This window comes from Thalassococcus profundi, from assembly GCF_003344785.1.
GTDB classification, from domain to species: domain Bacteria; phylum Pseudomonadota; class Alphaproteobacteria; order Rhodobacterales; family Rhodobacteraceae; genus Puniceibacterium; species Puniceibacterium profundi.
In genome coordinates this window covers 1-9453 of sequence record NZ_QPMK01000033.1, presented here as the reverse complement: position 1 = coordinate 9453, position 9453 = coordinate 1, and the positions used below count along the sequence as shown (strand labels likewise).

The following is a 9453-nucleotide window of genomic DNA, read 5'->3' as shown; positions in this document are numbered from 1 at the left end:
GCTGATCGATCTGCGCCTCGTTGCCCCAGTAGATGTGGTTGTCGATCATCGCGCTCAGAAGGCTGTGCGCGCTGGTGATGGCGTGGAAATCGCCGGTGAAATGCAGGTTCATGTCCTCCATCGGCACCACCTGCGCATGACCGCCGCCGGCGGCCCCGCCCTTCATCCCGAAGTTCGGGCCCAAAGAGGCCTCGCGGATGCAGATCGCGGCCTTCCTGCCGATGCGGTTGAGCCCGTCGCCCAGGCCCACCGTCGTCGTGGTCTTGCCCTCGCCCGCCGGCGTCGGGTTGATCGCGGTTACGAGGATCAGCTTGCCGTTCGGCCGGTCCTGCACCGAGCGGATGAACTCCTGGCTCACCTTGGCCTTGTCATGGCCGTAGGGCAGCAGGTCCCCCGCCCCGATCCCCAACTTCGCCCCGACCTCCTGGATCGGCTGCTTCTGCGCACCCCGCGCGATTTCGATGTCGGTCTTGAAGGCCATTGGGCTGTCCTCGCCTGAGCTTGTTGATGCGCCCAGACTTATCCGAGCGTTTCGGCCCGTGCGCGCGGAATCCGACATTTCCCGAAGCCGAAGCGGCGCGCGCTTCAATGGCTGAGCGCGGCCTCGATATGGCTCCAGGCGCGTTGGTCGGGGATGTGCAGGCGCAGTGTGTCACCCAGCGACAGGCGACCCGGCCGTTCGACCCAGGCGGTGACGCCGCGACGCCCTTCGGCCGCGGGTTTGAACCGCGCGCCGAAGCCTGCGCGCTCGGCCTCGATCTCCTTGCCCGGCAGCACGCAGGGGCGGTTTTCCATGTCCACCACCAGGGTCAGCCCGTCCGCGCCCTGCAGCCGCGAGGACGGCGGCAGATGCGTGAGGTCGGCCAGCCCCTCGACCACGATGCTGGCGCCGGTCCATTCCGGCGCCACGGCGTCGAGCCCCATGCGACGCGCGACCTCGGCCATCTCTTCGGCCGAGACGATGGCCATCTGGCGGACATTGCGAATCTCGGTTCCGCGCGGATGCTGCTGCAGCATCCGGCTGCACGAGGGCCGCGTGACTCCGGCGTGACGGTCGCCGGCGCTGCCGTCCCAATCCAGTTCCAGCGCCGGCACCGGTTCGGACCGGATGCCGGGTCCCTCCGCGGGCACGCGGCCCAGCCAGACCACGCGGGCATTGAAATCGGTGGGCTTGAGCGCAGGCATGGGAACTCCTCGACGTGGCAGGAACAGACTGGCGGGCCCGGCGGGCAAGTCAAACCCTGCCGCGTGAATCCGCGTTTATTCCGCGTGACTTGCGCTGGATAGCCCGGCGCGCGCCGGCTGGACAGGGGCGGCGCGCCGCACCGGCAGAGCGCCGCCGATCAGACCGTCAGGGTCAGGAACATCCGCCGGAACGGGAACAGCACCGTCCCGCGCCGGCTTTCTGGATAGGCCTTGCCGATCACCGATTCGTAGGTGCGGATCAGCTTTTTCTGCTCCTCCGGCTCCAGCGCCGCCAGAATCGGGCGGGCATAGGTGCCTTCGGTGAAGCGGCGCACCGGGTGGCCTTCGGCATCGGGGGCGAGTTCCTGGTAATACTCGGTCTCCCACAGGCTGACCTGCCCCAGCGGCTTGAGCAACCGGTGGTATTCGGCGGGCAGCTTCACTGAGGTCAGCTCTGCGTGATCGAACCGCCCCGGGAAGAGCTCGTCCACAAGGCTAACCCAAAGCCGGTGCGACGGCGCGTTGTTCTGGTGCGGGAACTGCACCGCGAGCGTGCCGCCGGGCACCAGCATGCCCGCCAGTTTCGGCAGCAGCGTGTCGTGATCGCGCACCCAGTGCAGAGAGGCATTGGCGAAGATCAGCGCGGTCGGTGCCTCGGCTTGCCATTGCGCGAGGTCGGCCTCGATCAGCTGCTTGTAGACACCGGTGAGCCTGGCCTGCGCCAGCATCGCGGGGCTGGTGTCGACGCCGATCAGGCGGCGGCGCAACTGGCCCAAAGCCGGGCCGACCGAGCCGCTGCCGCAGCCCAGATCGACCACGTCGCCTTCGGGCAGCGGGGCGACGCTGCGCAGGAGGTCAAGGGCGGGCCGCAATCGCAAACCCCGGAACCTGTGGTAGGTCCCGGGGTTCCAGTCGGTATCGGGTTGGGCGGTCATACCGACGGTTCAGGCTCCAGATTGCCATCGTCGGACGGCTTGGACTTGGGCTTGGTCTTCGGAATCGCCGTCACGCTCGGCGTGTCCGAGGCATCGTCGTCGTCATCGTCGCTGGCGGTGGGCGGCTCGCCACGGATGACCCGCTTGATCTCTTCGCCGGTGAGCGTCTCGTATTCCAGCAGACCCTGCGCGAGGCGTTCGAATTCTTCCTCGTGTTCGGTGAGGATGTCGGCCGCGCGCTGGTAGCCTTCGTCGATGATGCGTTTGACCTCGTTCTCGATCAGCTCTTTCGTCGCCGCCGAGACCGAGAAGCCCCCGACGCCGCCATTGGCCTGATAGCCCGCGGCAGCCTCGGAATAGTCGATGTTGCCGACCTTGTCGGACATGCCCATGCGCATCACCATGCCGCGCGCCAGCTGGCTGGCCTGCATGATGTCGCCCATCGGACCCGAAGAGACCTCATCGGGTCCGTATTTCAGGATTTCCGCCGCCTTGCCCGCCATGGTCATGGCGATCTTCTGCTCGGCCTCATCCTTGAACATCTGCAGCTTGTCCATCTCGGGCAGGCTCATCACCATGCCCAATGCACCACCGCGCGGGATGATCGTCGCCTTGTAGACCGGGTCGCATTTCGGCAGGTGGATGCCGACGATGGCGTGACCGGCCTCGTGATAGGCGGTCTTTTCCTTCTGCTCCTGGGTCAGGACCATGCTGCGGCGCTCTGCACCCATCATGATCTTGTCCTTGGCCTGTTCGAAATCGAACATGGCGACGAAGCGCCGGCCAACGCGGGCTGCCCCCAGCGCCGCCTCGTTGACGAGATTGGCAAGGTCCGCGCCGGAGAAGCCGGGCGTGCCGCGCGCGATGATGCGCAGGTCCACGTCCGGACCCAGCGGGGTCTTGCGGGCATGCACGCCGAGGATCTTCTCGCGGCCCTTGATGTCGGGGTTGCCCACCGACACCTGCCGGTCGAAGCGGCCCGGGCGCAGCAGCGCCGGATCGAGCACATCCTTGCGGTTGGTGGCGGCGATGATGATCACGCCCTCGTTGGATTCGAAGCCGTCCATTTCGACCAGCAGCTGGTTGAGCGTCTGTTCGCGCTCGTCGTTGCCGCCGCCGTAGCCGGACCCGCGGTTGCGGCCCACGGCGTCGATCTCGTCGATGAAGACGATGCAGGGCGCGTTCTTTTTCGCCTGTTCGAACATGTCGCGCACGCGGGATGCGCCGACGCCGACGAACATCTCGACGAAATCCGAACCGGAAATGGTGAAGAACGGCACGCCGGCCTCGCCCGCGATGGCGCGCGCCAGCAGCGTCTTACCGGTGCCCGGAGGGCCTTCGAGCAGCGCCCCCTTCGGGATCTTGCCGCCGAGGCGCGAGAATTTCTGCGGGTTGCGCAGGAATTCGACGATCTCTTCAAGCTCTTCCTTGGCCTCGTCGATGCCCGCGACATCGTCAAAGGTCACGCGGCCATGCTTTTCGGTCAGAAGCTTGGCCTTTGACTTGCCAAAGCCCATGGCACCGCCCTTGCCGCCGCCCTGCATGCGGTTCATGAAGTAGATCCACACGCCGATCAGCAGCAGGAAGGGCAGCAGGCTGAGCAGGAAGGACTGGAAGCCCGACTGTTCCTGCTGTTCGGCCCGAACCGGCACGTTGTTGTCGAGCAGCAGGTTCGTGACCTCTGCATCCTCGGGTTTGATGGTGACGTAATCCTGACCGTCATCGCCCCGGAAGCGCACCTGTTCGCCGTCGAGCGTGACCGAGCTCACGGTCTGGTCCTCGACCGCGCTGACGAATTCGGTGTAGCTGATCTCGCGGCTTTGCAGGGTGTTGCCGCCGCCGCTGAACAGGTTGAACAGCGCCAGGATCAGCAGGAACAGGACGACCCAGAAGGCGATATTTCGCGCGTTTCCCAAGGAAAATCTCCCAAAATCTTTGAGCGTGCGTCATAGCACGTCGTTTGCCTCAGTAACATAGCCATCCCGGGCCTTCGTTCAATGCGAAAGCAGGAAAGCTTCGAAGCTCAGCAGCTCCTGTCCCATGGGCCAGAGCCGCGTCGTGGCGCCGGGTCCGACGCCCATGGCATCGCAGGCGACGAGCCGCGGGCCGTCCCAGATCGACGGCAGGCTGCGGGCGGCGTGAAAGGCAGGGGTATCGGCACCGCGATCCGGGCACTGGGCCCAGCCGTCTTCACCCAGCGCGCGCACGGTCAAGCCCTTCATTTCGTTATGAAAGACTTTCCAACGCCCATCCCAGAGATCGTGATCCCCGACCCGAGTCTGCACCTGCGCGACCGCCCGGAATTCGCGCAGAATGCGCAGATGACGCCCTTCGGCGCGAACCTCGCACCCGTGAAGCGTCCCGGTGCCACCGGCCAGAACCCGCTCCAGCAGCGCCTCCAGCGGGTCGGCGCGGGGGCGGTACGGGTTTGTCGAGACAAATTGAAGCGCCGCGGCCAGGAGCCGCAATTGCGTTTCGCGTTCGATGGTTTCGAACCCCGCGCGGTCGATCAGGATGTCACCGCTCCAATACCTCTGGACGGTCTCCGGCTGGACAGTGCGCCAGACCTGCACCGCGCGGGCCCGCAAGGCCGCCTGCGCCCGCGCCATGCGCTCCGCCGTCCGGGCCAACGTGGCGACGTCCAGCCCCAGGCCGTCCAGCACGGGCAAAGCCTGACGCATCTTCACACGGTCATACGCGGGATCGTCGTTCGACGGGTCCTCGACCCAGCGTCCCCTGAGCACCGTCAGGTAGTGCCGCAACTCGGCCCGCGTCATGTCGAGGCAGGGACGAACGATGTGGAAGCTGCCGGGACGGCCGGGGCCGCCCTTCACCCGCTCCCACTGGCGCGGCAGGTCGCCGTCGAAGTCGGTCGTCGCCAGATCGCGAAGACCTTGGTGACGCACAGGTCGGGTCGCGGCCATGGCCGACAACCCCTCCACCCCCGAGCCGCGCTTGAGCCGCAAGAGAAAGGTCTCGGCCACGTCGTCCCGCGTATGGGCCATCAGCACGTGGCGCAGCGTGCCGCGCCATCGGTCGATCAGCTCCAGACGTCCGCGCCGCGCCGCGTCCATCTTGTTGCCCTGCCCATCCCAGTGCCAGCGCAGCGTCGCGTGCGGATGTCCAAGCGCGCGCGCCTCTCCGGCCACAAAGGCGGACTCCTCGGCGCTTTCGGGGCGCAGCCCGTGATCGACGGTCACGACCCAAAGCCGCACGCCCCAGCGGTGCGCCCAGTTGTGCGCCAGCGTCAGCATCGCCATGCTGTCGCCGCCGCCGGACACGGCAAGGCCGATGTCGGTCGGGAAATCGGGGCCCAGAAGCTGCCCCATGCTGTCGGCAAAGCGCTGGTCCAGCGAGACGCCCGTTACGACCATCGCGGTGCTAACGCCGTCCTGGGATCACGAGCATCCCAGCTCGGTCCGGGCGGCCTCGGCCTCGGGCACCACGGCGGCGCCCGGGAAGCGGACCGCCACCTCGGCCAGGGTCACGCAGCCTTCTGAGACGCTGCCGAGCGCGCCCAGGGCGCGGCCCAGACGGAACAGCGCCTGCGGTGCCACCTCGGACTGCGGATAGCCGGAATAGGCGTCGAGATAGGCGCGCGCCGCCCCGCGCATGTCGCCCGCCCCTTCGAGCGCAGTGCCCTGGCCCACAAGCGCCGCGGCGTCTAGCGGTCCGCCCGGGTAGGTCTGGCGAAAGGCCGCAAACTGGTCCGCGGCGGATTGAAAGTCACCGCTGGCGAGCGCCTCCTGCGCCCGCCGGAAATCCGTCTCTTCGCTGACGGCAAGCTCTGTTCCGCCCGAAGGCAGCGGATCGGTGGCGGTGCTGTCCAGCGCCGGAGCCGGGGGCGGCGTGGTCCCGCCCGCAACCGGTGCGTCGCCACCGCCCAGCCGCGGCGTGTCGCCGAGGCTGGAGATGTCGCAGCCGGGTTCCAGCTCGCACAGGCGGAATTCGAGATCGCCGATGCGGTTGGTGCCGTCCTCGACCACGCGGCCGATGCGGAACTCGATCTCTTCGGTCTTCGAGGTCAGGCGCTGCAATTCGGCCTCGATGGCGTTCACCCGGTCCAGGGTGTTACCGCCGATGGTGAGCCCGGTGCCGCCGGTGGTGCTGAGCTCGGTGCGCAGGCGCTGCATCTCGAAATAGAGCGCCGACAAGTCCTGGCGGATATCCGCCAGGGTCTCGGTTTGCTGCGCGGGCAGCGGTCCCGCGAGGGCCAGCGCCAGGGTGACAGTGAGATATCGCAGCCGCATGGCAGGCCCCCTCAGGTTAACCGGATCAGCTGGTCAGGCCGCCCGCGGAGATGATCGTCACGGCGCGGCGGTTCTTGGCATAGCACGCCTCTTCCGAGCAGATCTCGATCGGGCGTTCCTTGCCGTAGCTGACGAATTTCAGGCGGCTCTGCGGCACGCCGCGGGCGATCAGGTATTCCATCACCGAATTGGCCCGGCGCGCGCCAAGGGCGAGGTTGTATTCCCGCGTGCCCTGCTCGTCCGCATGGCCCTCGATCACCGCGAGGTAGTCGGAATTGGTCAGAAGCCACTGCGCCTGGCCGTCCAGCGTCGTCTGCGCCGTCGGGCTGAGCGTGGACTGGTCCACCGCAAAGAGCACGCGATCCCCGACGGTCTGGCTGAAATAGGCGGGCGAGGCCGGATCGTTGGCGCTGCCCGGGATGATGCCGCTGTCGATGCCGGAACCGGCACCCATGCCGGCGCCCGCGCCACCCGCGCCGTCGCCGGCAAAGCGGTCGGCATTGGTGCAGGCACCGGCGCCCAGCGCCGCTACCAGCAGAATGGCCTTTGTCAGATGTCTCATTGGATCAGTCCTGCTCTCTCGTTTGGCGAAACGCTACCACAGCGTCCGTCCCATGCAACCCACACGCGCCCCGCTTGCCGCCGGGCGCAGAAATTTTCAAAAATTTCTGGCAAAAATCCTCGAGGATTTTTCCACCCGCATACGCCGTCACTGCAGCGGCCCCCAACTCGGGTCCGACGCGCCTTCGGGCGTGCGCACCCGCTTGAGGTTGCGCCCGGAGATATCCACCGAGTAGAGCGACGACGCCCCGGTCGCCCCTTGCGTCTCGCGCGCGAACATCAGCACGCGGCCATTGGGCGCCCAGGTCGGACCCTCGTCGAGGAAGGACGCGGTCAGAAGCCGTTCCTCGGAGCCATCCGTGCGCATCACGCCGATGTGGAACCGGCCCGCATTCTGCTTGGTGAAGGCGATCAGATCGCCGCGCGGCGACCAGACCGGCGTGCCGTAGCGGCCCTGGCCGAAGCTGATCCGCGTCGCCTCACCGCCGCCCGCGGGCATGATGTACAGCTGCTGCGTGCCGCTGCGGTCGCTCTCGAAGACGATCCGGCTGCCATCGGGCGAGAAGCTGGGGGCGGTTTCGATCGAGGGCGCCGAGGTCAGCTGCCGGGTCCCGCCGCCGGCGATGTCCATGGCGAAGATGTCGGTGTTCGATCCCTGCGTCAGGGAATAGACCACCGTCTGGCCGTTCGGCGCGAACCGGGGCGCAAAGCTCATCACCCCGTCGGAGCCCTGCAGGATGCGGCTTTGCACGTCGCCCACGTTCAGCAGATGCACGCGCGGAAAGCCGGTCTCGTAGCTGGTGTAGAGCACCCGGTCGCCGGTGGGAGAGAACCGCGGCGCCAGCACCAGCGAATTCGAACTGGTGAGATACTGCAGGTTGGCGCCGTCGTAATCCATGATCGCCAGACGCTTGGCACGGCTGTCCTTGGGTCCGGTTTCCGAGACAAAGACCACGCGGCTGTCGAAATAGCCGCCCTCGCCGGTGATCCGGCTGTAGACCTGGTCGGCCACCTTGTGCGCCATGCGCCGCACCCCGTCGGGCGTGCCGGCGAACTGCATGCCGTCGCCCAGCTCGGTGCCGGCGAAGACGTCGTAGACCCGGAACTTGACCACGAGCCGCCCGCCCGCATCCATGCTCACCGCGCCGGTGATCAGCGCCTGGGCATTGATCGCCTTCCAGTCGGCGAACTGTACCGGGCTCTGGAAGCTGGTGATCTGGCTGATATGCGCCTCTCGCGGGACTTCGCGGAAAAGGCCGGTGCCGGTCAGATCCTCGGCGACCACCCGGCTCAGCTGTGCGGCATAGGGCGCCGCGGCGCTGCTTTCGGCGATGAAATCGGGCACCGCGAAGGGCAGCGGTTCGATCACCCCTTCGGTGATCTCGATCCGCAGCGGTCCCGGCGATTGCGCCTGCACGGAGGCCGGAACGGCGGCAATCGCCAGGGAGAGGCTCAGGCTGAGAAGGGCAAGGAGAGCTTTCATCGGGTCGCGGTCCTTTCGGTCACAGGCAGGCGCGGAGCGCATATGCGCACGAAAGCGCCTGCAAAGTCACAATAGCCGGGATTCGGCGCGGGCAAAACGGTTGTCGGCGGGGAAAATCGCCGATCCGCGCGCATCTGGGCACGCGCGCTCATCGCACGCGCATCCCGTCGGGGTTGAAGGTCATCTCGATCTCGCGCCACTGGGCGTATTTCTCGGCCGGCAGGTCGTAGCCGTCGCCCTGGCAGCGCAGGATCGCCCGGCGCGCGGCCTGGAACGCGGTGTCCACCGCCGAAGACGGGCTGCCCTCGGAGCCGATGAGGCGGATGTCTCCGGACACCCGGCCCGACTGGTCCATCTGCATCGCGACGGTGACGGTGACGTTGGCCGCCTGGCTGCCCACGTCGACGACCCAACAGCGCTGTACCGCGACGCGCAGGCCTTCCTTCTCGCCGCTGGTCATCGGCGGGCCGACCGGCAGGTCGGGCTGCGGGTCGGTGGTGCCGCCGGAGAGCGCTTCGGCCAGGGCGTCGGCCACCGCATCGGCTGTGTCGGTGCTGGTCGGCGGCGCCGGCTCGGGATCGGGCTGGGCGGTCTGTGTCGGCTCGGTCTCCGCTTCGGGCTCGGGCGTCGGCGCAGGCGTGGGCCGGTTCGGGCGGGTCTGCGGCCGCAGGCTGGCGGTCGGGGCGGCGGCGGGTTCCTCGGCTTCGGTCACGATCTCGGTCGTGGCCGCCTCGGGCGCGGTCTGTTCCTGCTCCGGTTCCGGCGGGGTCTCGGTCGGCACCTCGGGGTCTGGCACCACGGCGGGCTGTTCCACATCGGCGACGGCGGTGTCGGGTTCGGGCGGCGCGACAGCTTCGGGGGCCACGCGCGGCGCCGGCCGCGGCTGCGGGCGCTCGGAAACCTCGGGCAGCGGGGCGCTTTCCGGTTCGGGCTCGGGCGCCACGGGCTCGGGCGGCACGTCGCTGACCTCGGCCTGCGGCGGCGTTTCAGGCGCTTGCGGCGCAGGCTCGGGTTCCGGCGCGGGCGTCGGTTCCGGCTC

9 protein-coding genes are annotated in these 9453 nt (G+C 68.0%); all 9 read right to left on the bottom strand.

From position 1 onward, the window contains the following. Nucleotides 1-481: formate--tetrahydrofolate ligase (locus DU478_RS22325; RefSeq protein WP_114513051.1), on the bottom strand; the 481-nt coding region annotated here is incomplete at its 3' end. Between the two features lie 104 nt (nucleotides 482-585). Further along, nucleotides 586-1185 carry an MOSC domain-containing protein gene (locus DU478_RS22320; RefSeq protein WP_114513050.1) on the bottom strand — a complete coding sequence of 200 codons (600 nt, stop codon included), beginning with the start codon at nucleotides 1183-1185 and terminating at the stop codon, nucleotides 586-588. Nucleotides 1186-1343: 158 nt separating this feature from the next. Continuing rightward, a complete protein-coding gene (locus DU478_RS22315; protein WP_114513049.1) occupies nucleotides 1344-2120 on the bottom strand; it encodes a methyltransferase domain-containing protein in 777 nt (258 codons plus the stop codon). Beyond that, on the bottom strand, nucleotides 2117-4036 hold the full coding sequence (gene ftsH, locus DU478_RS22310) for an ATP-dependent zinc metalloprotease FtsH (RefSeq protein WP_114513048.1): 1920 nt from the start codon (nucleotides 4034-4036) through the stop codon (nucleotides 2117-2119). Before ftsH ends, DU478_RS22315 begins: the two co-directional genes overlap by 4 nt. Before the next feature lie 78 nt (nucleotides 4037-4114). Beyond that, on the bottom strand, nucleotides 4115-5494 hold the full coding sequence (gene tilS, locus DU478_RS22305; protein ID WP_114513047.1) for a tRNA lysidine(34) synthetase TilS: 1380 nt from the start codon (nucleotides 5492-5494) through the stop codon (nucleotides 4115-4117). Between the two features lie 24 nt (nucleotides 5495-5518). Beyond that, nucleotides 5519-6370 (bottom strand): tetratricopeptide repeat protein, encoded by an 852-nt coding sequence (locus DU478_RS22300; RefSeq protein ID WP_114513046.1) that lies wholly within the window; start codon nucleotides 6368-6370, stop codon nucleotides 5519-5521. A gap of 25 nt (nucleotides 6371-6395) precedes the next feature. Continuing rightward, on the bottom strand, nucleotides 6396-6932 hold the full coding sequence (pal, locus tag DU478_RS22295; protein WP_114513045.1) for a peptidoglycan-associated lipoprotein Pal: 537 nt from the start codon (nucleotides 6930-6932) through the stop codon (nucleotides 6396-6398). A gap of 147 nt (nucleotides 6933-7079) precedes the next feature. Beyond that, nucleotides 7080-8414: a Tol-Pal system beta propeller repeat protein TolB gene (gene tolB / locus DU478_RS22290; RefSeq protein WP_114513044.1), complete on the bottom strand. Its 1335-nt coding sequence runs from the start codon at nucleotides 8412-8414 to the stop codon at nucleotides 7080-7082. A gap of 148 nt (nucleotides 8415-8562) precedes the next feature. Next, the coding region (locus DU478_RS23045; RefSeq protein ID WP_114513043.1) for a cell envelope biogenesis protein TolA at nucleotides 8563-9453 on the bottom strand (891 nt) is incomplete at its 5' end.

Excerpts from the sequence above, each read along its gene's own strand:
- pal (WP_114513045.1), bottom strand. The coding sequence starts at position 6,932 with ATGAGACATCTGACAAAGGCCATTCTGCTGGTAGCGGCGCTGGGCGCC.
- tolB (WP_114513044.1), bottom strand. The coding sequence starts at position 8,414 with ATGAAAGCTCTCCTTGCCCTTCTCAGCCTGAGCCTCTCCCTGGCGATT.
- tilS (WP_114513047.1), bottom strand. The coding sequence starts at position 5,494 with ATGGTCGTAACGGGCGTCTCGCTGGACCAGCGCTTTGCCGACAGCATG.
- DU478_RS22320 (WP_114513050.1), bottom strand. The coding sequence starts at position 1,185 with ATGCCTGCGCTCAAGCCCACCGATTTCAATGCCCGCGTGGTCTGGCTG.
- DU478_RS22300 (WP_114513046.1), bottom strand. The coding sequence starts at position 6,370 with ATGCGGCTGCGATATCTCACTGTCACCCTGGCGCTGGCCCTCGCGGGA.
- DU478_RS22315 (WP_114513049.1), bottom strand. The coding sequence starts at position 2,120 with ATGACCGCCCAACCCGATACCGACTGGAACCCCGGGACCTACCACAGG.